At 70.5% G+C, this 25,407-nt stretch carries 24 protein-coding genes; 14 read left to right on the top strand and 10 right to left on the bottom strand.

All coding sequences use genetic code 11. The annotated features are described in order from the left end of the window. Positions 1-195 precede the first annotated feature (195 nt). Positions 196-1,845, top strand: a complete 1,650-nt coding sequence (locus ACFYXK_RS27075; RefSeq protein WP_389413522.1) for an AMP-binding protein — start codon at positions 196-198, stop codon at positions 1,843-1,845. A gap of 68 nt (positions 1,846-1,913) precedes the next feature. Here the strand turns inward: ACFYXK_RS27075 and ACFYXK_RS27070 are convergent, their stop codons facing one another. Together ACFYXK_RS27070 and ACFYXK_RS27065 are read right to left on the bottom strand one after the other, a co-directional pair. Beyond that, entirely contained in the window at positions 1,914-2,402 is a 489-nt protein-coding gene (locus ACFYXK_RS27070) for a glutathione peroxidase (protein ID WP_383509946.1), read from the bottom strand. 154 nt (positions 2,403-2,556) lie between these two features. After that, a complete protein-coding gene (locus ACFYXK_RS27065) occupies positions 2,557-3,450 on the bottom strand; it encodes a hypothetical protein (RefSeq protein ID WP_389413467.1) in 894 nt (297 codons plus the stop codon). 290 nt (positions 3,451-3,740) lie between these two features. On the opposite strand from ACFYXK_RS27065, the gene gcl reads away from it, so the two are divergent. Together gcl and ACFYXK_RS27055 are read left to right on the top strand one after the other, a co-directional pair. Then, positions 3,741-5,519 (top strand): glyoxylate carboligase, encoded by a 1,779-nt coding sequence (gene gcl, locus ACFYXK_RS27060; protein ID WP_389413521.1) that lies wholly within the window; start codon positions 3,741-3,743, stop codon positions 5,517-5,519. A 92-nt stretch (positions 5,520-5,611) separates the two neighbouring features. Beyond that, complete coding sequence (locus tag ACFYXK_RS27055; protein WP_389413466.1) at positions 5,612-6,235, top strand: ATP-binding protein; 624 nt, start codon at positions 5,612-5,614, stop codon at positions 6,233-6,235. A 396-nt stretch (positions 6,236-6,631) separates the two neighbouring features. Here ACFYXK_RS27055 and ACFYXK_RS27050 read toward each other — a convergent pair whose 3' ends face one another. From ACFYXK_RS27050 to ACFYXK_RS27040, 3 genes are all read right to left on the bottom strand, one after another. After that, positions 6,632-8,089, bottom strand: a complete 1,458-nt coding sequence (locus tag ACFYXK_RS27050; protein ID WP_389413465.1) for a catalase — start codon at positions 8,087-8,089, stop codon at positions 6,632-6,634. Positions 8,090-8,319: 230 nt separating this feature from the next. Further along, a complete protein-coding gene (locus tag ACFYXK_RS27045; protein WP_389413464.1) occupies positions 8,320-9,210 on the bottom strand; it encodes a 2-hydroxy-3-oxopropionate reductase in 891 nt (296 codons plus the stop codon). Positions 9,211-9,285: 75 nt separating this feature from the next. Continuing rightward, the gene (locus tag ACFYXK_RS27040; RefSeq protein WP_389413463.1) at positions 9,286-10,119 is read right to left on the bottom strand and encodes a TIM barrel protein; all 834 of its coding nucleotides are present in this window, start codon (positions 10,117-10,119) and stop codon (positions 9,286-9,288) included. A gap of 126 nt (positions 10,120-10,245) precedes the next feature. Here ACFYXK_RS27040 and ACFYXK_RS27035 point away from each other — a divergent pair, with 126 nt between their 5' ends. The 7 genes from ACFYXK_RS27035 to ACFYXK_RS27005 all read left to right on the top strand — a co-directional run bounded on the left by ACFYXK_RS27035 (position 10,246) and on the right by ACFYXK_RS27005 (position 16,149). After that, positions 10,246-10,497 (top strand): thiamine-binding protein, encoded by a 252-nt coding sequence (locus tag ACFYXK_RS27035; RefSeq protein ID WP_383509964.1) that lies wholly within the window; start codon positions 10,246-10,248, stop codon positions 10,495-10,497. Beyond that, the gene (locus ACFYXK_RS27030; RefSeq protein ID WP_266662320.1) at positions 10,494-10,877 is read left to right on the top strand and encodes a helix-turn-helix domain-containing protein; all 384 of its coding nucleotides are present in this window, start codon (positions 10,494-10,496) and stop codon (positions 10,875-10,877) included. Before ACFYXK_RS27035 ends, ACFYXK_RS27030 begins: the two co-directional genes overlap by 4 nt. Before the next feature lie 154 nt (positions 10,878-11,031). Further along, positions 11,032-11,550: a 2-oxo-4-hydroxy-4-carboxy-5-ureidoimidazoline decarboxylase gene (gene uraD, locus ACFYXK_RS27025; RefSeq protein WP_053785704.1), complete on the top strand. Its 519-nt coding sequence runs from the start codon at positions 11,032-11,034 to the stop codon at positions 11,548-11,550. 2 nt (positions 11,551-11,552) lie between these two features. Beyond that, entirely contained in the window at positions 11,553-11,942 is a 390-nt protein-coding gene (uraH, locus tag ACFYXK_RS27020; protein WP_007267387.1) for a hydroxyisourate hydrolase, read from the top strand. A gap of 1 nt (position 11,943) precedes the next feature. Beyond that, positions 11,944-12,867, top strand: a complete 924-nt coding sequence (gene pucL, locus ACFYXK_RS27015; protein ID WP_030293098.1) for a factor-independent urate hydroxylase — start codon at positions 11,944-11,946, stop codon at positions 12,865-12,867. 191 nt (positions 12,868-13,058) lie between these two features. Then, positions 13,059-14,462, top strand: a complete 1,404-nt coding sequence (locus ACFYXK_RS27010; protein ID WP_389413462.1) for an 8-oxoguanine deaminase — start codon at positions 13,059-13,061, stop codon at positions 14,460-14,462. A 301-nt stretch (positions 14,463-14,763) separates the two neighbouring features. Continuing rightward, entirely contained in the window at positions 14,764-16,149 is a 1,386-nt protein-coding gene (locus ACFYXK_RS27005) for a nucleobase:cation symporter-2 family protein (RefSeq protein WP_389413520.1), read from the top strand. A gap of 114 nt (positions 16,150-16,263) precedes the next feature. On the opposite strand, the gene ACFYXK_RS27000 is transcribed toward ACFYXK_RS27005, so the two are convergent. Further along, positions 16,264-16,875: a 3'-5' exoribonuclease domain-containing protein gene (locus tag ACFYXK_RS27000; protein ID WP_389413461.1), complete on the bottom strand. Its 612-nt coding sequence runs from the start codon at positions 16,873-16,875 to the stop codon at positions 16,264-16,266. A gap of 219 nt (positions 16,876-17,094) precedes the next feature. Between ACFYXK_RS27000 and ACFYXK_RS26995 the strand changes: the two genes are divergently transcribed. Both ACFYXK_RS26995 and ACFYXK_RS26990 read left to right on the top strand, forming a co-directional pair. Then, entirely contained in the window at positions 17,095-17,313 is a 219-nt protein-coding gene (locus tag ACFYXK_RS26995; protein WP_389413460.1) for a hypothetical protein, read from the top strand. 3 nt (positions 17,314-17,316) lie between these two features. Next, entirely contained in the window at positions 17,317-18,645 is a 1,329-nt protein-coding gene (locus ACFYXK_RS26990) for a cytochrome P450 (RefSeq protein ID WP_389413459.1), read from the top strand. On the opposite strand, the gene ACFYXK_RS26985 is transcribed toward ACFYXK_RS26990, so the two are convergent. Further along, the gene (locus tag ACFYXK_RS26985; RefSeq protein WP_389413458.1) at positions 18,642-19,445 is read right to left on the bottom strand and encodes an SDR family NAD(P)-dependent oxidoreductase; all 804 of its coding nucleotides are present in this window, start codon (positions 19,443-19,445) and stop codon (positions 18,642-18,644) included. The genes ACFYXK_RS26990 and ACFYXK_RS26985 overlap by 4 nt on opposite strands. A 113-nt stretch (positions 19,446-19,558) precedes the next feature. On the opposite strand from ACFYXK_RS26985, the gene ACFYXK_RS26980 reads away from it, so the two are divergent. Further along, positions 19,559-20,155: a TetR/AcrR family transcriptional regulator gene (locus ACFYXK_RS26980; RefSeq protein ID WP_389413457.1), complete on the top strand. Its 597-nt coding sequence runs from the start codon at positions 19,559-19,561 to the stop codon at positions 20,153-20,155. Between the two features lie 61 nt (positions 20,156-20,216). On the opposite strand, the gene ACFYXK_RS26975 is transcribed toward ACFYXK_RS26980, so the two are convergent. After that, positions 20,217-21,407, bottom strand: a complete 1,191-nt coding sequence (locus ACFYXK_RS26975; RefSeq protein ID WP_389413456.1) for a GDSL-type esterase/lipase family protein — start codon at positions 21,405-21,407, stop codon at positions 20,217-20,219. 275 nt (positions 21,408-21,682) lie between these two features. Here ACFYXK_RS26975 and ACFYXK_RS26970 point away from each other — a divergent pair, with 275 nt between their 5' ends. After that, on the top strand, positions 21,683-22,702 hold the full coding sequence (locus tag ACFYXK_RS26970) for a hypothetical protein (protein ID WP_389413455.1): 1,020 nt from the start codon (positions 21,683-21,685) through the stop codon (positions 22,700-22,702). A gap of 85 nt (positions 22,703-22,787) precedes the next feature. On the opposite strand, the gene aceB is transcribed toward ACFYXK_RS26970, so the two are convergent. Further along, positions 22,788-24,416 (bottom strand): malate synthase A, encoded by a 1,629-nt coding sequence (aceB, locus tag ACFYXK_RS26965; RefSeq protein ID WP_389413454.1) that lies wholly within the window; start codon positions 24,414-24,416, stop codon positions 22,788-22,790. Between the two features lie 273 nt (positions 24,417-24,689). After that, a complete protein-coding gene (locus tag ACFYXK_RS26960; protein ID WP_389413453.1) occupies positions 24,690-25,319 on the bottom strand; it encodes an NTP transferase domain-containing protein in 630 nt (209 codons plus the stop codon). Positions 25,320-25,407: the final 88 nt, after the last annotated feature.

Below are 25,407 nucleotides of genomic sequence, written 5' to 3'. Positions count from 1 at the left end.
GCCGAGAACGCCGAGAACGCCGAGAACGCCGAGAACGCCGAGAACGCCGAGAACGCCGAGAACGCCGAGAACGCCGAGAACGCCGAGAACGCCGAGAACGCCGAGACCGCCGAGAACGCCGAGACCGCCGAGCGATCCGCGAGCGCCGAGCACGCCGGGACCGGCTCCAGCCACCGCGGCGCCACCGCCGAGTTCCTGGCCGCACGCGACTTCCTGCTCGAACGCCGCGGGGACTACGAAGCCGCCCACACCGGATTCACCTGGCCGCGGCCCGAGCGCTTCAACTGGGCCCTGGACTGGTTCGACCACATCGCCGCCGACAACGCCGCCGACGCCCTGCGCATCGTCGAGGAGGACGGCACCAGCCGGTCCGTCTCCTTCGGGGAGCTGTCCGTACGCTCCGACTCCGCCGCCAACTGGCTGCGCGACCAGGGCGTTGCGGCCGGCGACCGGCTCCTGGTCATGCTCGGCAACCAGCGCGAGCTGTGGGAGGTCATGCTCGGCGCGATGAAGCTGCGCGCCGTCGTCATCCCCGCCACCCCGCTCCTCGGAGCCGCGGACCTGCGCGACCGCATCGAGCGCGGCCACGTACGGCACGTCGTCGTGCGCGCCGAGGACACCGGCAAGTTCGACGAGGTCCCCGGCACCTACACCCGGATCGCCGCCGGAGCGGACGTACCCACCGGATGGCGCCGGCTCGAGGACATGTACGCGGCCGACGCCCACTTCACCCCGGACGGCGAGACGCTCTCCACCGACCCGCTGATGCTCTACTTCACCTCCGGGACCACCGCCCGCCCCAAGCTCGTCGAGCACACGCACGCCTCGTACCCCATCGGGCACCTCTCCACCATGTACTGGCTCGGGCTGCGCCCCGGCGACGTGCACCTGAACATCGCCTCGCCCGGCTGGGCCAAGCACGCCTGGTCCAACCTCTTCGCCCCGTGGAACGCCGGCGCCACCGTCTTCGTGCACAACTACGCGCGCTTCGACGCCGAGCGGCTGATGGCCGAAATGGACCGGCACGGCGTGACCACCTTCTGTGCCCCGCCCACCGTGTGGCGGATGCTGATCCAGTCCGACCTCGGCAAGCTCCGCACCCCTCCGCGCGAGGCCGTCGCCGCCGGCGAGCCGCTCAACCCCGAGGTCATCGAGAAGGTCCGCGAGGCCTGGGGCGTCACCATCCGCGACGGCTTCGGCCAGACCGAGACCACCCTCCAGGTCGGCAACTTCCCCGGGGTCCCCGTCAAGCCCGGCTCGATGGGGCGCCCGGCGCCCGGGTACGAGATCGTGCTCCTCGACCCCGTCACCGGCAAGGAGTCCCCCGACGAGGGCGAACTCTGCGTGGACCTGCGCAGCCGGCCCGCCGGGGTCATGACCGGCTACCGGGACGACCCGGAGCGCACCGCCGAGGCCATGGCGGACGGGCTCTACCGCACCGGCGACATCGCCTCGCGCGACGAGGCCGGGTACCTCACCTACGTGGGGCGCTCGGACGACGTCTTCAAGGCCTCCGACTACAAGATCAGCCCGTTCGAGCTGGAGAGCGCCCTGCTGGAGCACGAGGCCGTCGCCGAGGCCGCCGTGGTCCCGGCCCCCGATCCGCTGCGGCTGGCCGTCCCGAAGGCGTACATCGCGCTCGCCGCCGGCTGGGAGCCCGGTCCGGGGACCGCACGGGCCCTGTTCGCGCACTCCCGCGCGGTGCTGTCCCCGTACAAGCGGATCCGCCGCATCGAGTTCGCGGAGCTGCCGAAGACCGTGTCCGGCAAGATCCGCCGCGTGGAGCTGCGGGAGCTGACCGCGGCCGGCTCGGGGGCGGAGTACGACGAGACCGAGCTCGGCTGAGTCCGGTCCTGCCACCGGCGGGGGCGGTCGGGCCGTACGGCCGGCCCGCCCCCGCTCCGTACGGCAGGTCAGGCCGGCAGCTGCGCCTCGATCGCGGCGATGACCTCGGGGGACTCGGGCTCGGTGCGCGGCCGGAAGCGCGCCACGACCTCGCCGGCCGGGGAGATGAGGAACTTCTCGAAGTTCCACTGGATGTCGCCCGCCTCGCCGTCGGCGTCCGGGGTCTTCACCAGCTCCTGGTACAGCGGGTGCCGGTTCTCGCCATTGACCTCGGTCTTCTCCAGCATCGGGAAGGTCACGCCGAATCCGGCCGCGCAGAAGGTCGCGATGTCCTCGGCGTTGCCGGGCTCCTGCTCGCCGAACTGGTTGCAGGGCACGCCGACGACGGTGAAGCCCTTCTCCTCGTACGCGAACTGGAGCCGGGCCAGTCCCGAGTACTGCGGGGTGAGACCGCACTGCGAAGCGGTGTTCACCAGCAGGATCGCCTTGCCCTTGTGGGCCGCCAGGCTGGTGGGCTCGTCGGACAGGGTGGTCAGCGGGATGTCGTACAGGCTCATCGGGCTCTCCTCGGCAGGGGAAGGGCGGGCACCCGGGCAGGCAAGCGGGCACGCAAGCAAGCAACCAACGGATACGGACGTGTGTTCCGAGCCTACGTCCTGCCCCGCGGCCCGATCGACCGGCCCGGCCCGCCCCCGGGCCCTGCGCCCCCGCCTACGCCCCCGCGCTCACCAGCTGGTCCGCCGGGTCGTTGACGGGCTGCGGCATGCCCGTGAGGTCCATGACGAACAGCGGTATCCCGAGGTCGTCCGCGCGGGAGCGGGCGTCCTGCGTATATCCCGCGAGCGCGAAGTAGACGCTGGTCGCGGACGCCGTCAGTCCGTTCAGCCAGACGCATTCCACGGCCCGCAGCCCGGCCGGCGCGGTGGTCGGGTCCACCTGCGCCACGAGCCCGGGGGCCCGCAGGTCCACGGCGGCCGCGGGGATGGGCCGCCCGTCGGGCTGCCGGACGTCCTGGAAGCCGAGCCACCGCAGGTACAGGGCGGCGGTGGCCACCGCGTCCCGGGCGGTACGGATGGTCACCGGGCGGAACGCCGGCCGCGGGACCGGTGCCGCCGGAGGCTGCCCGGGAGCCGGTCCGGACGTGCCGGACGTGCCGGACGTGCCTGACGTCCCGGACGTGCCGTCGGCGCCGGCCGGCCCGACCCGCCCGGTGGCACCGGCCGGACCGTCCCGGCCCGGAGCGCCCGGCCGCCCCGGATCCGCCCCCGGCGCCCGCCCGCGGACGCCGGGCCGCGCGGGCAGCCCGTCCCGCAGGCCGGTCCCCGACCCCGACCCCGTGTCCACCGGATGTACCGCGATCCGCACCACCGTTCCGCACGAGGCGCATCCCAGCTCGGGGTGCGGCCACTCGCTCACCCGCCCGCACGCCGTGCACCGCACCGCCACCCAGGTGTCCGACCAGGTGCGGTGCGTCAGCGGCAGGGGCGGCGCCGCGAGGTCCAGGGGCGGGGTGACCGGGCTCCCGCAGGCGCACGGGAAGACCGGGGCGGCGTAGCCGTTCTCGCGCAGGCATGCCGGGCAGCGCACCGGTACCGCTTCCGCCATGAGTGCTGGGCCCCCTCCGTCGCTGTGCGTAGGTCCATGCTCCACCACCCGCCACCGACGGGCGGGCCTGCCCTCGATTTTCCCCTCATATTCGGCCGGGTCCCGGTGGTTCGTACAACTCGCTTGCGCGAGACGCGGCATTTGGTGTGTTCCGGGGTGCTGAAGCTCCTTGACGTGCGGGGACTGGCCGCTTAGCTTGTTCCGTATAGCAGAACAAAACTTCCGGATTGTGGAAACGCCCCCGGGAAACAGTCTGACCGCCAGACCCGCAGGAGAACTCGATGCCTCGTATGACAGCCGCCGCCGCTGCAGTGGAGATCCTCAAGCGCGAGGGCGTTTCGCAAGCGTTCGGCGTGCCCGGCGCTGCGATCAACCCGTTCTACCGCGAGCTCAAGAACGTCGGTGGCATCAACCACACCCTCGCCCGCCACGTCGAGGGCGCCTCGCACATGGCCGAGGGCTACACCCGCACCAACCCGGGCAACATCGGTGTCTGCATCGGTACGTCCGGCCCCGCCGGCACCGACATGATCACCGGCCTGTACTCGGCCATCGCGGACTCCATCCCGATCCTGTGCATCACCGGTCAGGCTCCGGTCGCGAAGCTCCACAAGGAGGACTTCCAGGCCGTCGACATCGCCTCGATCGCCAAGCCGGTCACCAAGGCCGCGACCACCGTCCTCGAGGCCGCGCAGGTTCCCGGCGTCTTCCAGCAGGCGTTCCACCTGATGCGCTCCGGCCGTCCGGGCCCGGTCCTGATCGACCTCCCGATCGACGTCCAGCTCACCGAGATCGAGTTCGACCCCGACCTGTACGAGCCGCTGCCCGTGCACAAGCCGGCCGCCACGCGGAAGCAGGCCGAGAAGGCCATCCAGTTCCTGCTGGAGTCCGAGCGTCCGCTGATCGTCGCCGGTGGCGGCATCATCAACGCCGACGCCTCCGACCTGCTGGTCGAGTTCGCCGAGCTGACCGGCGTTCCCGTCATCTCCACGCTGATGGGCTGGGGCACCATCCCCGACGACCACGAGCTCGCCGCCGGCATGGTCGGTGTCCAGACCTCGCACCGCTACGGCAACGCGACGTTCCTCGAGTCGGACTTCGTCCTCGGCATCGGCAACCGCTGGGCCAACCGCCACACCGGCTACAACCTGGACGCCTACCTCGGCGACCGCAAGTTCGTCCACGTCGACATCGAGCCCACCCAGCTCGGCAAGATCTTCGCCCCGGACCTCGGCATCGCCTCCGACGCCAAGGCCGCGCTGGAGATCTTCATCGAGGTCGCCAAGGAGCTCAAGGCCGAGGGCAAGCTGCCCGACCTCAGCGCGTGGGTCGCCTCGCACCTGGAGCGCAAGGCCACGCTGCAGCGCCGTACGCACTTCGACAACATCCCCATGAAGCCGCAGCGCGTCTACGAGGAGATGAACAAGGCCTTCGGCCCGGAGACGCGCTACGTCACCACCATCGGTCTCTCCCAGATCGCCGGCGCACAGATGCTGCACGTCTTCAAGCCGCGCCACTGGATCAACTGCGGCCAGGCCGGCCCGCTCGGCTGGACCATCCCGGCCGCGCTGGGTGTCGCCACCGCCGACCCGCAGACCCCCGTCGTCGCGCTCTCCGGCGACTACGACTTCCAGTTCATGCTGGAGGAGCTGGCGGTCGGCGCGCAGCACAAGATCCCGTACGTCCACGTCCTGGTGAACAACGCCTACCTCGGCCTGATCCGTCAGGCGCAGGGCGGCCTCGGCATCAACTTCGAGGTCAACCTGGAGTTCGAGAACATCAACACCCCGGAGCTGGGCGTCTACGGCGTCGACCACGTCAAGGTCGTCGAGGGTCTGGGCTGCAAGGCGATCCGCGTCACCGACCCGAACGAGCTGGGCGCCGCCTTCGAGGAGGCGAAGAAGCTCGCCGCCGAGTACAGCGTCCCGGTGGTCGTCGAGGCCATCCTGGAGCGCGTCACCAACATCTCGATGAGCAAGACGGTCGACATGAGCGACGTCACCGAGTTCGAGGAGCTCGCGACCGAGCCGGGTCACGCCCCGACCGCGATCCGCCCGCTGGCGGTCTGACGACCGAGGCGTCAGCAGCGGCTGCAACCTACGGCCCCCGTCCCTCCGCCAGGAGGAACGGGGGCCGTTCTGCGTTCCCTGATACTGCTGCGATGGACAGAACAACGGCCTCGTGGCGCAATACGACGCACGACTGGGCGGGCTCCGTGGACGCCGACCACCTCGCCCACATCCGTGAGAACCAGGCCGCATTCGCCCCGGGCGGCCTTCCCCACCTGCTCCTCGAGGTCGTCGCCTACGCGGCCGACGAGGCGGAGTGCGTCGGCGGGGGGCGGTGCACGGTCACGCTCCACGCCGACGGCTCGGTGTCCGTGGCCGACGAGGGCCGGGGCACCGACACCCGCCTCGACGACCACGGCCGGCCGGTGAAGAAGCCGATCATGGCGACGAGGGACCTCCGGTTCTTCGATCACCCCGGGGCGCAGATCCTGCCCGACGGCCACCCGCGGCGCGGCATGTCCGTCGTCGCGGCGCTCAGCGAGTGGCTCGTCCACACCAACCGCCGCGCGGGCGGAGCCTGGCTCCAGCGCTACGAACACGGCATTCCGGCGACCGGCCTGACACCGGTCGCCGACGACGGCACGACCGGTACGACCGTCCACTTCAGCCCCGCCGAGCCCCTGCGCGCGGCGTCCGGACCCACGTCGGACGCACTGGCCGTGCTCACCGCGTCGTGGCCGCACCTGTCCGTCGACATCGTCGACCACCGCGCATGACAAAGCGCCGAGTCACGGGACCGTCCGTGACTCGGCGCTTTGGGTATGACCGCCCGACGGTGCGAGGCTGGCGCGACAGGACATTCGCATCGCCGGGCGGAGTGTGTGGGGAGGCCGTCCCCGTGTGCGGGGGACTCCGTACATACAGGGGACTCTGTGCGTGGCCCCTGTATATAAGGAGTGGCTGGGACCGCGACGGGCGGTGACGAGAGCTTCGGCGTCGTCTCCCTCAGGTCAAGAGACGGGCCTCGGCACCCATTACCACCGCACTGGCTCACACGCCCGTCGCGGCCCTCGTCCGGCCCTTACCGCGTACCACCCCTCATCCGGGTCCGCGGCTCGGGCTCGGCACCCGGGACCTGACCTCCCGCCAGGTCCCCGGTGCAGCTGATCGGCTCAGGCGTCGCGCAGGGCGCGGACGGCCTCCTCGACGCGCTTGCCGTAGTCGGCGTCCGCGGCGTGGAAGTGAGCCAGGTTCTTTTCGATGACGTCCTCGAGGGTGACCTGAGACAGGCCGCCGGCGATGTTCGCCACCAGACGCTGCTTCTCGGCCTCCGACATCAGGCGGTAGAGCTCACCGGCCTGGAAGAAGTCGTCGTCCTTGGTGTGGGCCGGGGCCTCGTGGGTGCCCGTGTAGCCGGAGACGGCCTTCGGGGCGCCGAGCGCGAGACCGGTCTCGGCAGGGCCCTGGTACGAGTTGGGCTCGTAGTTCTTGTCGTGGCGCGAGCCGTTGCGCAGCGCCATGACACCGTCGCGGCCGTAGTTCTCGGCCTTCGTCGCCTTCGGGGCGTTGACCGGCAGCAGGGTGTGGTTCACACCGAGGCGGTAGCGCTGGGCGTCGGCGTACGCGAAGAGACGGCCCTGGAGCATCTTGTCCGGCGAGGCGGTGATGCCCGGGACGAAGTTGTTCGGGGAGAAGGCGGACTGCTCGACCTCGGCGAAGACGTTGTCCGGGTTGCGGTCGAGGACCAGACGGCCCACGCGCTGCAGCGGGTAGTCGCTGTGCGGCCACACCTTGGTGAGGTCGAACGGGTTGAAGCGGTACTCCGCGGCCTCGGCGGCCGGCATGATCTGGACGTACAGGGTCCAGCTCGGGTTCACACCGCGCTCGATCGCCTGGAGCAGGTCGGTCTGGTGCGAGTTCGCGTCCTTGCCGACGAGCTCGGCGGCCTGCTCGCCCGACAGGCAGCGGATGCCCTGGTTCGTCTTGAAGTGGTACTTGACGAAGAAGGCCTCGCCCTGCTCGTTCGTCCACTGGTACGTGTGGGAGCCGTAGCCGTTCATGTGGCGGTAGGACGCCGGTATGCCGCGGTCACCCATCAGCCAGGTGATCTGGTGCGTCGCCTCGGGGGCGTGCGCCCAGAAGTCCCAGACGTTGTCCGGCTCCTGCTTGCCCGTGAAGGGGTCGCGCTTCTGGGAGTGGATGAAGTCGGGGAACTTGATCGGGTCCTTGATGAAGAACACCGGGGTGTTGTTGCCGACGAGGTCGTAGTTGCCCTCTTCGGTGTAGAACTTCAGCGCGAAGCCGCGCGGGTCGCGGACCGCGTCCGCGCCACCCAGCGAGTCGGCCACGGTGGAGAACCGCAGGAAGGTCTCGGTCTTCTTGCCGACCGTGTTCAGGAACGCGGCGCTGGTGTACGCGGTGACGTCGTCGGTCACCTCGAAGTAGCCGTACGCGGCGGAGCCGCGGGCGTGCACCACGCGCTCCGGGATGCGCTCACGGTTGAAGCGGGCAAGCTTCTCGAGCAGCTGCTGGTCCTGGATCAGCAGCGGGCCACCGACGCCGGCGGTGGCGGAGTTCTGGTTGTCGGCGACCGGGGCGCCGGACTCGGTCGTCAGCGTGCGCTTCGACATGGTGACCTTCCGTACGGGAACCTGCTGGCGGAACGCTTATTCCGTCATGCGGAACAGCCTAATTTCAGGCCGAACGCAGCGTCAACAGTTTGTTGAACAAAGATGGAGAGAGGTGATCCGGACGGTGCCGGCGCTTGGGCGCGACAGGACAGGTGTCAGCACCGGCACCATCCGGAAACTCAGGCCCCCGAAGGGGGGAGGAGCGGCGGCCCGGCGAGCGGGCCGCGGGCTCAGATCTGGGCGCCGGAGAGGCGCTCGACCGCGCGCAGCAGAGCCGAGTGGTCCAGGCCGCCGTCACCCTGGGCGCGCAGCGAGGCGACCAGCTGGGCGACGACCGCGCCGACCGGGAGGGCCGCACCGACGTTGCGGGCGGCGTCGGTGACGATGCCCATGTCCTTGTGGTGCAGGTCGATCCGGAAACCGGGCTTGAAGTCGCGGTTCAGGAAGTTGTCCTTCTTGCGGGTCAGGACCGTGGAGCCGGCCAGACCGCCGTTGAGGACGTCCAGGGCGGCCTGGAGGTTCACGCCCGACTTCTCGAGGAAGACGACGGCCTCGGCGCACGCCTGGATGTTCACCGCGACGATGAGCTGGTTGGCGGCCTTCACCGTCTGGCCGGAGCCGTGCGGACCGCACAGCACGATGACCTTGCCGAGCGCCTCGAGGATCGGCAGCGCCGCGTCGAAGTCGGCCTGCTCGCCACCCACCATGATCGACAGGACGGCCTCGATGGCGCCGGCCTCGCCGCCGGACACGGGGGCGTCGATGACGCGGATGCCCTTGGCGGCAGCGTTCTTCGCGAGGTCGATCGAGGTCTGCGGGGTGATCGACGACATGTCGATGATCAGCGCACCGGACTTCGCGTTCTCGAGGATGCCGTTCTCGCCGTAGGAGATGGCCTCGACCTGCGGGGACGCGGGCACCATCGTGATGATGACGTCGGCGTCCTCGACGGCCTCGGCGATCGAGCCGGCGGCGGTGCCGCCCGCGGCGGCCAGGCGGTCCAGCTTGTCCTGCTCCAGCGTGAAGCCGGTGACCGAGTAGCCGGCCTTCAGGAGGTTCTCGGCCATGGGGGAGCCCATGATTCCGAGACCGATCCAGGCAATCTTGGGGAGGTTGCTCATGATGAGGGTCCTTCTCTTAATGCTTTGTACGAAAAGTTCGTGTCGTGCCTGGCTGATCGCCTGGACTTGGTCCGCCTACTGGGCGGCGCGGGCCTCGGCCGGCAGCCACGCGAAAGAGGCGGCGGCGTCGGCGGCCTTGTACTCCAGGCCTACGTAGCCCTGGTATCCGGCCTTCTTCAGCTGGTCGAGCAGCTCCTCGAGGGGCAGCTCGCCGGTGCCGGGGGCACCGCGTCCCGGCTTGTCCGCGATCTGGACGTGCCCGGTCTTGGCGGCGTACTTTTCGATGACCTCGGAGAGGTCCTCATCGTTCATCGCCAGGTGGTACAGGTCGAGCAGGAACTTGGCGTTCCCGAGGCCGGTGGCCTCGTTCACCTTGTCCACCACCTCGATGCCGGCCGGGGCGCTCACCAGCGGGTAGAGCGGCGACTCGGGCTTGTTGAGGGTCTCGATCAGGAGGATCGCGCCGACGCGGTCCGCGGCCCGGGCCGCCACGACCAGGTTCTCCAGGGCGAGCTCGTCCTGGACGGCCGGGTCCACCCCTTCGACGCGGTTGCCGTAGAGGGCGTTCAGCGCCTTGCAGCCGACCGAGGCGGCGAAGTCCGCGGCCACGTTGATGTTGGCGTTGAAGCGGTCCGACTCCTCACCGGGTACCGAGACCGCACCGCGGTCCGGGCCCGGCAGCTGGCCGGCGTAGAAGTTCAGGCCCACCAGCTGGGTGCCGGCGTCCTCGAGAGCCTTCTTGAGGGCGTCGAGCTCCGCCTGAGCGGGGGTGGGGGTCTCGATCCAGGGCCACCACAGCTCGACCGCCGTGAAGCCCGCCGCGGCGGCAGCCGCGGGACGCTCCAGAAGCGGGAGTTCCGTGAAGAGGATCGAAAGGTTCACATCGAAGCGCTGGTCCGTGTATCCCATGAGGGGTGTGCGCTCCTTCCGTATTGCGGAAGTTAGTTTCTGCTTGATGGAAGACTGCATCGGGCTCGTCGTGGATGTCAAGTGCGAACTGCCGGAAAAACGAGACGGCGGGGTAGCTTGGCCAGCGTGCGATTGAGAGTGGAGTTCACGACCGAGCCCTTCGATCTCGAAGAGGCCCCTGCCCATGCCGTGGCCGCTCGCGAGGTCATCCAGAAGGCCCAGCTGGACGCGGTGGATGTCGGCCCGTTCGGCAACACCGCCGAGGGTGACGCCGACGAGGTGCTGACCGCGGTGGCCGCGCTGCTGCGCGACTCGCTGGAGTCCGGGGCCACGCGCGTCTCGCTCCAGGTCAACGTGATCGGGGAGGACACCCCATGACCGAGCCCCGCGACCACCCGTTCGTCACCGCGGTCAAGCCGCTGGTCGATGCGATGGGCGGCGAGCTGATGGATCCGGCCCAGGCCCTGCCCGACGACGTGGTCCTCTCGTGGGAGGGCCGGGAGCTGCTGGCCGTGCGCCTGCCCCAGCTGTCCGACTCGCTGGACCACATCCTGGCGGCGCTGGAGCGCCGGCACGGCGTACCGTTGTCACAGCTCGACCGGAAGTCCAAGCAGGACGTGGTCCGGATACTGGAGGCGCGCGGCGCCTTCTCCGTCCGGCACGGCGTGGAGACGGTCGCGGGCGCCCTGGGCGTAAGCCGCTTCACGGTCTACAACTATCTGAACAGGGAAAACCCCAACAAGAACAGCAAAGCGTGAAACCTGCTTGACCCGCTGTGACGAGCCGCCGCCCAATTCATCCGGGCGGCGGCTTTTGTGTACGGGAAGTTTCAACAAAGTGTTGACGCCGTGTTGTCGAGGGCGTTAGCTATGCCCAGCCCGTCAAAGCAACAACAGGCCACGGAGGCCTACCGTGACTTCGAGTCCGACCCCGGGTCTCACCCGGTTCAACGCCTTGGACGACAGTGCGGCCACGGCCGAGCTGCACGAGGTGTGCGCCAGTTCGGCATGGGGGAGCAAGCTGCTCGCCCAGCGCCCCTTCGCCACCGCCGACTCCCTGTTCTCCGCGAACGAGGCCGCCATGGCCGAGCTCACCGCCGAGGACCTGGCCGAAGCGATGGCAGGCCACGCGCCGATCGGCCGGCCGAAGCCGGGAGACCCGACCTCCGCCCGCGAGCAGCGCGGTATGGCCGGCGCCTCGGAGGAGCTCAAGAACGAGCTCCTCGAACTGAACCTGGCGTACCAGGAGAAGTTCGGCCACGTCTTCCTCATCTGCGCCACCGGTGCGACCGGTGAGTTCATGCGCGACGCGGTCAAGGTCCGGATCGACAACTCGCCGGAGCAGGAGCGGGAGATCGCCCGCGGCGAGCTCGTGAAGATCAACCGCATCCGTCTGACCCGCCTCGTCGAACTCGCAGAAGAAGGAGCGTGAGCATGAGCACCGAGACCACCGCGTCGGTGTCCACGCACATCCTGGACACCAGCATCGGACGCCCCGCCGAGGGCGTCGCCATCTCCCTGTCGGCCCGTGCGGGTCTCGACGGCGAGTGGGCGGCCCTGGGCGGCTCCGCCACCGATGCGGACGGGCGCTGCAAGGACCTGCCGGCGCTGCCGGAGGGCACCACCCACGTACGTCTCGACTTCGAGACCGAGACGTACTTCTCCAAGAAGCAAGCCGAGGCGCAGCAGGACGCCCCCCGCGTAAGGGACAGCGGTGCGTTCTTCCCCGAGGTCACCATCACCTTTGCGGTGAACCCGGGCGAGCACTACCACGTACCGCTGCTGCTCAACCCGTTCGGCTACTCCGTTTACCGAGGGAGCTAGCATGGCCACGATTCTGGGCCAGAACCAGTACGGCAAGGCAGAGAACCGCGTCGTCAAGATCACGCGGGACGGCGACACCCACCACATCAAGGACCTGAACGTCTCGGTCGCCCTCTCCGGCGACATGGACGACGTCCACTACTCCGGCTCGAACGCCAACGTCCTGCCGACCGACACCACCAAGAACACGGTGTACGCGTTCGCCAAGGAGTACGGCATCGAGTCCGCCGAGCAGTTCGGCATCCACCTGGCGCGCTGGTTCGTGAACAGCCAGGAGCCGATCCAGCGTGCGCGCATCCGGATCGAGGAGTACGCCTGGGACCGGATCGCCACCTCGGACGCCAACTCCAAGTTCATCGGCTCCGACGAGGTCAACCACTCCTTCGTCCGCAAGGGCATGGAGACCCGCGTCACCCAGATCACGTACGACGGCCAGAACTGGGAGGTCATCTCCGGCCTCAAGGACCTGATCGTCATGAACTCCACGAACTCGGAGTTCTGGGGTTACGTGAAGGACAAGTACACGACCCTGCAGGAGGCGTACGACCGCATCCTGGCCACCCAGGTGTCGGGCCGCTGGCGCTTCAACTGGTCGGACGACGAGCAGCGGATGCCCAACTGGGAGAAGTCCTACGCCGAGACCAAGAAGCACATGCTCCAGGCCTTCGCGGAGACCTACTCCCTCTCGCTGCAGCAGACCCTGTACCAGATGGGTTCGCGCATCATCAACCACCGCTCGGAGATCGACGAGGTCCGCTTCTCGCTCCCGAACAAGCACCACTTCCTCGTCGACCTCGAGCCGTTCGGCCTGAAGAACGACAACGAGGTCTACTTCGCCGCGGACCGCCCGTACGGTCTGATCGAGGCCACGATCCTCCGGGACGGCGCTGACGCCCGCATCCCCGTGGACATGACCAACCTCTGAGCGCGGCACGCGCGTCCCGGGGCTCCGCAGTGGCCCCGGGACCGCGCGACACGTTTCAACTTCCTGAATCGGCACCCGGACGCACCACGCGGGACGGCAGTACTGTCAGCTGTCGAGGTCCCCGGCTCCGGCACTCAAATCCCCTGGGTCCTGCCGTGCCCGCACCGCCACTGAAAGCACGAGGAAGTCCCATGGCAGCATCGGCAGCGCATGACAGCGCCGTAGAGCGCATCGTCATCGAGAACTGTGCGATTGCGACCGTCGACGCGAACGACACCGAGTACGCCTCGGGCCACGTGGTCGTCGCCGGCAACAAGATCGAGTCGATCGGTGCGGGCAAAGCCCCCGAGAACCTCGATAATGTGGTCCGCCGCATCGACGGCACGGGTCACCTCGTCACCCCGGGTCTGGTCAACACCCACCACCACTTCTACCAGTGGATCACCCGTGGTCTGGCCACCGACCACAACCTCTTCAACTGGCTCGTCGCCCTGTACCCGACGTGGGCGCGCATCGACGAGCAGATGGCCTACACGGCGGCCCAGGGCTCCCTGGCGATGATGGCCAAGGGCGGCGTCACCACCGCCATGGACCACCACTACGTCTACCCCAAGGGCTCCGGCGACCTCTCCGGCGCGATCATCCGCGCCGCGTCCGAGATGGGCGTCCGCTTCACCCTCGCCCGCGGCTCCATGGACCGCAGCAAGAAGGACGGCGGCCTGCCCCCGGACCACGCCGTCGAGACCCTCGAGGGTGCGCTCGCCGACACCGAGGCGACGGTCAAGAAGCACCACGACTACTCCTTCGACGCGATGACCCAGGTCGCCGTCGCCCCCTGCTCCCCCTTCTCGGTCTCCACCGAGCTGCTGAAGCAGGGCGCCGAGCTGGCCCGCCGCCTCGGTGTGCGCATGCACACGCACGGCAGCGAGACCGTCGAGGAGGAGCAGTTCTGCAAGGAACTGTTCGGAATGGGCCCGACCGACTACTTCGAGTCGACCGGCTGGCTCGGCGAGGACGTGTGGATGGCGCACAGCGTCCACATGAACGACTCCGACATCGCCGCGTTCGCCCGCACCAAGACCGGCGTCGCGCACTGCCCGTCCTCCAACGCCCGTCTGGCCGCCGGCATCGCCCGCGTCCCGGACATGCTCGCCGCCGGCGTCCCGGTCGGCCTCGGCGTGGACGGCACCGCCTCGAACGAGTCCGGTGAGCTGCACACCGAGCTGCGCAACGCGCTGCTGATCAACCGGCTGAACCCGGTCCACCGCGAGGCCGCCCTCAATGCGCGCCAGGCCCTGCGCCTCGGTACGTACGGTGGCGCCCAGGTGCTCGGCCGCGCCGACAGCATCGGCTCGCTGGAGGTCGGCAAGTGCGCCGACCTGGTGATGTGGAACCTCAGCACCCTGGCCCACTCCTCGATCGCCGACCCGGTCACCGCGCTGGTCTTCGGCGCGGCCGCCCCGGTGACCCTCTCGCTGGTCAACGGCAAGCAGATCGTCGAGAACAACCGCCTTCTCTTCGCCGACGAGGACGCCATCGCGGTGTCCACCCGGGAAGAGGCCCAGCGCCTCGCGCGGATCTCCGCGCAGGGCTGATCCCACGGAGTCCGGCCGGGGGGGACGGCCCCCGGCCGGCGGTCGCGGACCCGAGCGGGGTCCGCGGCAGCCGTTCCCGGGAAGCGCCCGAGGGATTCCGAGGGTGCTCCCGGGGCGGTGACTCGTGCCACCGCTGTCTTCGTCTGCTGCGCGAACGACTCGGGCGAATCGTTTCCGCATGCCGTGGACCACGGCGACCACGGCACCCCACAACTGCATACAAGGCTCGACTCGCACCGCTTTCGCACCACCTCCAAGACACCACGTCCCTGCCGGCGTGTTCAACCGAACGGAGGAAGCCGTGGCCCAGGCGCCCAGGTTTCGCAAAGATGCAGTCGCAATACCGGAGGAGAAGCACCCGGTCGACGAGACCCTGCCTCCGCTGAAAATGTTCACGAGCGGACTCCAGCACGTGGCCGCCATGTACGCGGGTGTCGTCGCCCCGCCCATGATCGTCGGCCCTGCCGTCGGACTCTCCGCCACCGAGACCGCGTTCCTGATGGGCGCCTCGCTCTTCACCGCAGGGCTCGCCACCCTCCTCCAGACCCTCGGCTTCTGGAAGATCGGCGCCAAACTCCCCTTCGTCAACGGCGTCTCGTTCGCCGGTGTGACCCCGATGATCGCCATCGGCAAGGGTGAGGGCGCGGACGCCGTCCCCGTCATCTTCGGCGCGATCATCGTCGCCGGGCTCGTCGGCTTCCTCGCCGCCCCGTACTTCGGAAAGCTCGTCCGCTTCTTCCCGCCCGTGGTCACCGGTACGGTCATCACCCTGATCGGCGTGTCCCTGCTGCCGGTGGCCTTCAACTGGTCGCAGGGCGGCAACCGCACCGCCACCGACTACGGCTCGATGAAGAACATCGGCATGGCCGCCGTCACCCTCGTGACCGTCCTGCTGATGCGCAAGTTCCTGCGCGGCTTCCTCCAGCAGATCTCGATCCTGCTCGGCCTGGTCGCGGGTACGCTGATCGCCCTCCCGCTCGGCATGACCAGCTTCGACGCCGTCAAGAACGCCTCCCTCGTGGGCTTCCCGACCCCGTTCCACTTCGGCGCCCCGCAGTTCCAGGTCGCCGCCATCGTCTCCATGTGCATCGTCATGCTGGTCTGCATGACCGAGTCCACCGCCGACATCCTGGCCCTCGGCAAGATCGTCGGCCGCCCGGCGGACGCGAAGACCATCGAGGGCGGGCTGCGCGCCGACACCCTCGGCAGCGCGCTCAGCCCGCTGTTCAACGGCTTCATGTGCAGCGCCTTCGCGCAGAACATCGGGCTCGTGGCGATGACCAAGGTGCGCAGCCGGTTCGTCGTCGCCGCGGGCGGCGGCATCCTGATCCTGCTGGGCCTGTGCCCGGTCGCCGCCTCCGTCATCGGAGTGGTCCCGCTGCCGGTCCTCGGCGGCGCCGGCATCGTCCTGTTCGGCTCGGTCGCGGCCAGCGGGATCCAGACCCTGGCGGGCGCGGCCATGGAGAAGGGCGAGAACGCCCTGATCGTCGCCGCCTCGGTGGGCATCGGCCTGATCCCGATCGCGGCGCCGGACTTCTACCACGCGTTCCCGAAGGACCTGCTGGTCGTCCTGGACTCGGGCATCAGCACCGGCTGCGTGGTGGCCATCGCGCTCAACCTGGCCTTCAACCACTTCGGGGCCCGGCGGGCCGGGGCTGCCGCCCCGGAACCGGTACCCGTGCACTGACCCCTCACGGGGTCCGGCCTGCCACGACCGGTGCGTACGCCACCCACTGCGGGTGTGGCGTACGCACCGGCCGTCTTTCCGCGCCCGTCAGGGCCGAGGGGGCAGCCGGGGGAGTCAGCCCGCGGCGCCGGGGCCGACCGGAGGCGTCCAGAGCATCAGATTGCTCATCAGCTCGGCCTGCTCGATCGCGTCGTCGAGCGCGTGGTGGGTGTGCCGGCGGCGGGAGAGCAGCTGCTTGGGCATCCGCCCCTTCACAGCGGCGCGCAGCGGGACCCGCGCCTTCGCCGCGTACAGGGTCTTCATGTCCAGGCAGCCGGAGTGCCCGAAGGGGCTGTCACCGCCGAACCGCATCAAGTACCAGTACAGGAAGGTCCAGTCGAAGGAGGCCGGGTAGCCGCACATCACGGGCTGGGCCCCGGCGGAGACTTCCCGCACCCAGGCGCGGAACTCGGCCATGGCCGCCGCGGGTTCGGCGCCCTCCCGGACCAGCCGGTCCCGGTCGAGGCCGCTGACGGCGAGCGCCTCGGGGACGTACTCGTCGCCGATCGGCCGGAGTTCGCGGTAGAAGGTGTGCTGCTCGGGGTCCGCGGCCGTATACGAAGCGCCGTCCTGCCGCCCCGCGACGGCGGCCCCGAAGCTGATCATCGAGTACGGGCCGGGGATCGGGCCGTCGGCCTCGATGTCGACGGAGATGTAGAGGCTGGGACGTGCGCTGCGGACTGCCATGCGCCCGAGCATGCCAGCCCGCACCGCGAGAGATCATCCGGATTTCCGGTGGCCGGGTGGCCAGGGGCCGGCGGGCCGCGGGGCGGGCATGGTGCCAGGTCCAGGGGGTTCGGGGCACGTCACGAGAACGCGTGGCATGACCCGGGGTCCCGGGCCCCGCGCAATGGAGGGCACGAACCGGGCGGACCCGCCGTCCGGAATTCCGGAAGGAGGACGGCCATGGCTGCCCTGAACCCCCTGCGCAAGGCGATCGTGGTCGCGGTTTCCGCCGCGGCCGTGCTGATCGGTACCGGATCGGCCTTCGCCGCATCCGGTGCCGCCCCCCTGGCCGACGACCCCTCGGGAGCGAAGCTCCTGCGGAACACGTCGCTGAAGGCCGCGCTCGGCGCGAACAAGGCCCGCCTGAGCACGTACTACTACTACATACAGGGGTGGTGACCCGTGCGGTCGCCCGCCGTGCCGCCCGGCCCCGAAGGAACCGGGCGCCACGGCAGCAACAGGCGCGCGTTCGAACGCGACCAGCTCGGCTTCCTGCTCGACCAGCGGCAGTACGGCGACCTGGTGCGCTTCGACGACGAGCTGTACATCGTCAACTCGCCGGTCCTGGCGGAGGAGGTCCTCAAGCACACCAACACCGCCTACACCATCAATCAGGACCTGCTGGGCCAGGCGACCGACGGAGGCCACGCCTCGCAGGACCTGGCCCGGTGGATGCGTGCCCGCAGCCTGGCGGGACGCGGCCTGAACCGCAGCAGCCTGCGCGCCGCCGAGGAGCGCATCGCGGCGACGGCGGCCCGGCACGCGCACACCTGGCAGGCCCGGGGCAGGATCGAGGCGATCCCCGCCCTGGAAGACCTCAGCGCCCACCTCATCGCCGAGTTCTGCCTCGGACCCGACACCGGTGAGGCCACCGTCCGGCTGGCCCGGCTGCAGGACGCGCTGCTGCCCGCGGCCGTGCCCCTGCCTGCCCGCTGGCCCTCGCTGCACCGGCGGCGCCTGCACCGAGCCGGCCGCGACCTGGCCCGGGAGGTGTCCCGGCTCATCCGGCAGCGGCGCAGAACGCGGCAGGACGGCTCACCCCCGGTGGTCGCCGACCTCCTCAACACCGCGTGCGACGAAGGAGCCCTCACCCACGACGGTGCGATCAGCATCGTCGTCTCCACCCTGTTCGCCGCCCACGAGACCACCGCCGCCGCCCTGGCCTGGCTCTTCCTCGTCCTCGACCAGCACCCGGCGGTGCACGAACAGGTACGGGCCGAGGCCGACCGGGAGCTCGCAGGCCGGCTGCCGACCGCGGCCGATCTGCCCCGCCTGGCCGTCACCGAGGCCGTGGTGAAGGAGGTGCTCCGGCTCTACCCGCCGCTGTGGCTGCTCGAGCGGACCGTCGACCGGCCCACCCGGCTCGCCGGCTACCCGCTGCGCCCCGGCCGGCGGGTCGCCGTCAGCCCCTTCGTGCTCCAGCGGGACCCGCGCCACTACGACCGGCCGACGGCCTTCCGCCCCGAGCGCTGGACGGAGCACCCCGCCACCCCGTTGCCCAAGTACGCCTTCATGCCCTTCGGCGGCGGACCGCGCACCTGCCTGGGCGCTCACTTCGCGATGGTCGCGATGGTCACCGCCACCGCCACCGTCGTCGCCCGCCACCGGGTCACCCGTGCCGCGGGCACCACGCCCGTGTTCAGCACGCGCACCATCCTGCAGCCCGGCGGCCTCACCCTCGACGTCGCAGCCCGCACCCCGGTCCGCCACCCCCAGGGGGTGTCCGGCTAGGGGGTGCGCGGCGTGGTCATGCGGCCCACGATCCGTACGACCGTGCGGCGGCTCGCGAACCGTCCGCTGAGGGTCATGATGCGGTTCAGGGCCCCGGAGACCACGCTCGGCGGCGGGTTCTTCCGGTCCAGCGCCTTCAGCGCGGTGCGTACGACCTCCTCGGAGGTCTGCATCTTGGTGCCGCTGGCGGCGTCCTCGGTGCCGACCACGTCGAAGAACTCCGTCCTGGTCGCGCCCGGCGACAGCGCCAGCACGCGCAGCCCGTTGCCCCGGGACTCCTGCCAGAGGGCCTCGGTGAAGCTGAGCACGAAGGCCTTGGTGGCGCCGTAGACGGCCATGTTCGGGACGGGCTGGTAGGCGGCCGAGCTGGCGACGTTGACCAGGACGCCCTCGCCGCGGCTGCGCAGCGGGCCGATGAAGGCACGGCTGATGTCGACGACGGCCATCACGTCGAGGCCCACTTCCTGGCGGAGCCGCTGCGGGTCCTCCTCGTGGAAGAGCCCGTACGTGCCGAAGCCGGCGTTGTTGATGACGCTGGAGACCGTGATCCCGCGCCGTTCCACCTCGGCGGCCAGCCGTTCACCGCACCCTTCGACGGCCAGGTCCATGGCGATCACTTCGACGCTGACGCCGTGCGCCGCCGACAGCTCCCCGGCGAGCGCCTTCAGCCGGTCCTCCCGGCGGGCGACGAGCACGAGGTCGGAGCCTCGCGCAGCGAGCTGGCGCGCGAATTCGGCGCCCAGGCCGGAGCTCGCGCCGGTGATCAGGGTGGTCCGGTCCCGGTAATCGACCGCGTTCACAGTGGCTCCTGCTCATGGGGGACATCGTCTTGCCATCACTGTATGCCCGCTTGGCAGTGACTGCCAAGCGGGCAGTGAGAGCAAAACTGGCGGTCCGCCTATATGCTGGGCGGATGGTGACCACCGCAACGCAGCCGAGCCTGTGGGACCGCTCCCGGCAGGCCGTGGTGGCGAGCATCTTCGAGACGGCCATGCGGCTCTTCGCCGAGCAGGGCTACGAGGCCACGACGATCGCGCAGATCGCCAAGGAAGCCGGGATCTCCCAGCGGTCGCTGTTCCGGTACTTCGGTACCAAGGAGGACATCGTCTGCGGGGAGCAGGAGGAGCTCGGCGAGCTGCTGCGCGCGACGGTGGAGGCCCAGCCCGCCACCGCCACCGCGTGGGAGGCCCTGCGCGCCGGCTTCGAAGTGCTCATGGACGCGCACGGCGCCCCCGAAGAGCTGCTGGAGATCACGGCGCTGATCTTCGACACCCCGTCGCTGCGCGCCCGTTACACGCAGAAGCGGCTGCGCTGGCAGGAGATGGTCCTGCCCGCCGTCACGGTCCGGATGGGCGCGGGGGAGGGCCTGATCCCCGAAGTCCGCGCCGCTGCGGTCGTCGCGACCGTCTTCGCCTGCGTGGACGCCGCCACCGAAGCCTGGGTCCGCAGCGGCGGCAGCGCCGACCTGGCGGCCCTCTACGACGAGGCGCTGGCAGCCGTACGGGGCTGACCGCACGCGAAAAGGGCGTCCGCGAGCACTCCGCGGACGCCCTCGACCTGTACGTCGTGCCTTAGACGGCGGGCGTCAGGAACATCCCCGTCTGGTCCGCTCCGGCGGTGTTCTTGCAGCCGGAGGCGGAGTTCGCGGGCTGGGCGACGGCCAGGGCCAGACAGCGGCCGACGGCGAGCTGGCCGAAGTAGTTCGGGTGCATGGACTCCTGGACCGGCCCCTGCGTCTCACTGCTGTCGATCCAGCGCGCCCACTCGCTCGTCTTCGCCGACGCGGGCGCCGAGGTGCTCACCAGCTTGCTGGCCTTCGCGCACACCTCGCGGCCCTGCAGCATGTCCCGCAGGTCCAGGAACTGCACGCCCTTGGCGGCGGCAACTCCCTTGAGGCGATCGGCGATCTGCGGCACGAGCGAGTCGCGCGCCCAGTCCGAGTCCCGGTTCCAGAACGGGCAGCCGCCGGTGTTGAGGCGGCTCCAGTCGCTCTGCGTGTAGCGGTTCTCGGCGCCGCGCGGGATCGGCGACGGATAGGACTGGAGCACGATCCGGTACGAGGAGTCGGCGTACCCGGCGGCTCGCATCACGGCGCGGATCTCGTCCACGGACTTGCCGACGTTCGCCATGACGCCGTCGATCTTCCCGTCGACCCCGGACTGCTGGTCGTCGTAGCAGTACGAGTTCCAGAGGACGAAGTCGAGGGCGCACTCCTTGATGATGTCGGCGAAGCCGAGGTCGTTGCCGCCGATGGACAGCGCGATGACCTTCACGTTGTTCGCGGCGGCCACCGCGGCCAGCTGATCGGCCTGCGGGGCTTCGCCCTTGAAGGGCACTCCGCCGTTGGAGGCGCGGAAGACGTTCTCGGAAACGGCCCCGGAGCAGGCCAGGTTCACGGCCACGTCGGCGATCGCCCCGGCGCTCTTGACCTCGGCGGAGTCGGATCGGTGGCACCCGCCGGCGGTGCTCCCGTACACCTTGGCGGGGTCGTAGGTGCTCCCGGAGACCCACGCGCGGTCGGTCCCGGTGCGATTCCCGCTGTTGGTCAGGCTGTTGCCCTTCCAGCGGCCGGCCTCGCCGGAGATGTAGCTGTCGCCCATGGACACCACGGCGGTGGGCCCGGTCCCGGGGCTGGCCACGGAGGTCCCGGCGGAGCCGGCGAGCAGCGCGCTGACGGCGAGCGGCAGAACCATCCCGGCCCCGGTGAGCCGTCGCACGCGACTGCGGGCCCGGTCCTTGCTGGCGGTGCGGAATCCGATCACGGCGGAACTCCTGCGGTCGGCCATGGCAGAGCCGGAGAGAACTCCGGTGCATGGCTGGGGAAGTGGGGGTACCGCCGGCCGGTGGCATCGGAAAGGTGACACGGCGCGCGTTGTTACCGCTAGGTACAGGAAAGTTACGATGGAGTAACAACCGATCGATCGGTCGGCCCGCCAACCCTCCCCGCCCTTGGCCGGATTGCGCTGTTCCCTCGCCGGCCGTTCGCGCCCACCCTGTGAACAGAAGCGCAACCAAGGCGGTCAACGGGGGAGCCACCATGGTCGAGCCGCTCTACGTACCCGTCCTGCCGGTGCGCCGCGGCCCGCTCGCGGCGTACTCCCGGCTGGCGCCGTCCCTGCAGACCGCCGTCTCACCGCTGTGGACGATTCCGCGGCGCCCGCATCCGGCCGGGCCGGCCGGCCCGCCGGGCGCCGTCGTCGCCGCCCAACGGGCCACGCCCGCCTGGGTGGACGCCCGGCACCTCGAGGGCGAGCCGCGTGCCGTCACGGAGGGGCTCTGGCCGTACCTGCTCCGCACACCGCTCCGGCCGGTCACCGGCCCGGGGCGGCCGCACTGGCAGCAGTCCGCCTGCGCGGACTTCGCCCGGGCGGGCGGGAACGGCCTCGGGCTGCGGGTCCGTGCCGCCGCTGCCGCCTCGGAGCAGGGCGCCGAGGAGGTGCGCCGGCTCGTCGAGCGGCTCGACGGACCGGACCTCGCCCGGGACCTGCTGCTGGACCTGGAGGCGGTCACCGAGGAGGACCACCGGGCGGACAAGTGCGCCCTGCGCGCCCTGGAGCTGCTCGGCCCGCTCACCCGGTGGCGTTCGATCGTGCTGCTGGCCGGTTCCTTTCCGCCCGCCGCGCCCGAGCCGGCGGGGTGGGGGCCGATCGAGGCGCACCGGCACGACTGGGACGTGTGGCACATGGTCCGTCACGCCCGGCCGCAGCTCCCCGTCGACGTCACCTACGGGGACTACGGCGCCCACCACGCCTTCGCGGCCGACACCGGCGCCGGCGGCGGCCCGCCCTGGGGCGTCCTGCGCTACACCACGGACCGTACGTTCATCCTGGCCAAGGCGCCCACGGTCGGGGAGGGGCATGCCGAGGAGGTGCGGGAGATCGCCCGCCGGATGATCGCCGAGCCCGACTTCCGGGGAGCCGGGTTCAGCGAGGGCGACCGCTGGCTGCACGAGTGCGCCACCGGCCGGGGAGCCCCCGGCGTCGGCAACGCCGAGTGGTGGATCCGGGCGGGCCACAGCCAGCACCTCGCCTACGCGGCATGGCGGTTGACCGCTTGACGCGCGCAAACGGCTCCGCCCCCGGGCCTGGTGGCGCGGGGGCGGAGCCTGGTCGACTGCTGTGCGATCCGGTCGACGCCGGGGGTCAGCCGACGAGCTGGTCGTACGCGGGCAGGGTGAGGAAGTCCGCGTAGTCCGCGTCCAGGGAGACCTGGAGGAGGAGGTCGTGGGCCTGCTGCCACTTTCCGGCCGCGAAGGCCTCCTCGCCGATCTCGGCGCGGATCGCGGCCAGCTCCTCGGCGGCGATCTTGCGGGTGAGGTCGGCGGTGGCCGTCACGGGCTCGCCGTCGTGCTCGAAGACGACACCGGCGTTGATCCACTGCCAGATCTGCGAGCGCGAGATCTCCGCGGTGGCCGCGTCCTCCATCAGGCCGAAGATGCCGACGGCGCCCAGGCCGCGCAGCCAGGCCTCGATGTAGCGGATGCCGACCTGGACGGCGTTGCGCAGGCCCTCGTACGTCGGCCGCGCGTCCAGCGAGTCGATCGCGATGAGCTCGCCCGGGGCCACCGAGACGTCCTCGCGGAGCCGGTCCTTCTGGTTCGGCTTCTCGCCGAGGACCGCGTCGAAGGAGGCCATCGCGATCGGGACCAGGTCGGGGTGGGCGACCCACGAACCGTCGAAGCCGTCGCCCGCCTCGCGGTCCTTGTCGGCCTTGACCTTCTCGAACGCGACCTTGTTGATCTCGGCGTCCTTGCGGGACGGGATGAAGGCCGCCATGCCGCCGATGGCGTGCGCGCCGCGCTTGTGGCAGGTGCGGACCAGCAGTTCGGTGTACGCCCGCATGAACGGGGCCGTCATCGTCACCGCGTTGCGGTCCGGCAGGACGAACTTCTCGCCGCCGTCGCGGAAGTTCTTCACGATCGAGAACAGGTAGTCCCAGCGGCCCGCGTTCAGGCCCGCCGCGTGGTCGCGCAGCTCGTAGAGGATCTCCTCCATCTCGTACGCGGCCGTGATGGTCTCGATCAGGACCGTCGCGCGGACCGTGCCCTGCGGGATCCCGACGTAGTCCTGCGAGAACACGAAGATCTCGTTCCAGAGGCGCGCCTCCAGGTGCGACTCCGTCTTCGGCAGGTAGAAGTACGGGCCCTTGCCGAGCGCGATGAGGCGCTTGGCGTTGTGGAAGAAGTACAGGCCGAAGTCGACCAGGGCGCCGGGGACCGGACGGCCGTCGACCTGGAGGTGGCGCTCCACCAGGTGCCAGCCGCGCGGGCGCATCACGACGGTCGCCAGCTGCTCGGCGGGCTTGAGGGCGTACGACTTGCCCGTGCGCGGGTCCGTGAAGTCGATGCGGCGCTCGTAGGCGTCGATGAGGTTGAGCTGGCCGAGGACGACGTTCTCCCAGGTGGGGGCGGAGGCGTCCTCGAAGTCGGCGAGCCAGACCTTGGCGCCCGAGTTCAGGGCGTTGATGGTCATCTTGCGGTCCGTCGGACCGGTGATCTCCACACGGCGGTCGTTCAGCGCGGCCGGGGCCGGCGCGACCTTCCAGTCGCCCTCGCGGACCTGTGCGGTGTCCGGGAGGAAGTCGAGGTGGGAGGTGCGGGCGATTTCGGCGCGGCGCTCGGCGCGGCGGGCGAGGAGCTCGTCGCGGCGGGGGGTGAACCGCCGGTGGAGCTCGGCCACGAACGCGAGGGCCGCCTCGGTCAGGACTTCGTCCTGCCGGGGCAGGGGCTCGGCGTCGACGATGGCCAGCGATGACGGCGCTGGTGCGGACATATCTGTCACTCCTTCAGCGGCGGTGCCTGGCGGCCGCGGGGAATGCTCGCGCAGGACGGCACGCAGTGCCGTCGGGTGTGGAGAGTTCCGGGATACGGTCGCGGGCGCCGTCTGGGGGTTCAGGGCGCTTCTGACCAGTGGATAGTAATTTCCTTATGGTGGAAGTTCAATGGTTTGTTGATGTCGAGATTCTCTGAGTCGACAGACTCCGGCGCCCGGTGGCCCTCAGTGCCACCTTCGTCACTGCCTGCTCAACTGCCGCTCGACCTCCGCTCAAGCCAGTCGTGCCAGGTCGGGCGGGGTGTCGATGTCGAAGGCCTCGGCAATGTCCCCGCACTCCACCAGCGTGAGCTCGTTCGCGTGTTCTGTCAGATGAACCCGCGCACCCTTGTCCCCGGTCGCCGTCGCCGCGATGTCCGCCCAGCGGTCCGCGCCGAAGAGCACCGGATGGCCGCGCTCCCCGCCGTAGGCCGCCGCGACCAGGCTCGCGGGGGAGCGGTAGGCCCCCCGGACCCGCGCCACGGCCGCGGGGCCGATGCCCGGCTGGTCCACGAGCGAGACGAGGGCTGCCGAGGCGCCCGTACCGGCGAGCGAGGCGAGGCCGACACGCAGGGACGAGCCCATGCCCTGCGCCCAGTCGGGGTTGTCCACGACCACGCACCCGGTCAGGTCCGCCCGCTCGCGGACCTCGGCGGCAGAGGCGCCGAGCACCACGTGCAGCGGACCGCAGCCCGCCTCGCGCAGCACCCGCACCGCGTTCTCGACGAGCGGGCGGCCGCGGTACTCGAGCAGGGCCTTGGGGCGGCCGCCCAGGCGGCGGCCGCCGCCGGCCGCGAGGAGCAGGCCCGCGATCACGGGGCCAGGGGGCCGGGGGGTCGGGGTCGAGTCTGCGTTGGCTGGCATGTCAGCGATTCTCGCCCCTGCGGGCCGGTGCGCGGCCGCCGTCTCAGCAGGCGCCGTACCGCGGCCAGACCGGGTCCGAGGCGCAGCG

The organism is Streptomyces sp. NPDC002209 (genome assembly GCF_042890265.1).
GTDB lineage: Bacteria > Actinomycetota > Actinomycetes > Streptomycetales > Streptomycetaceae > Streptomyces.
This window is presented reverse-complemented; position numbering and strand designations above follow the sequence as displayed.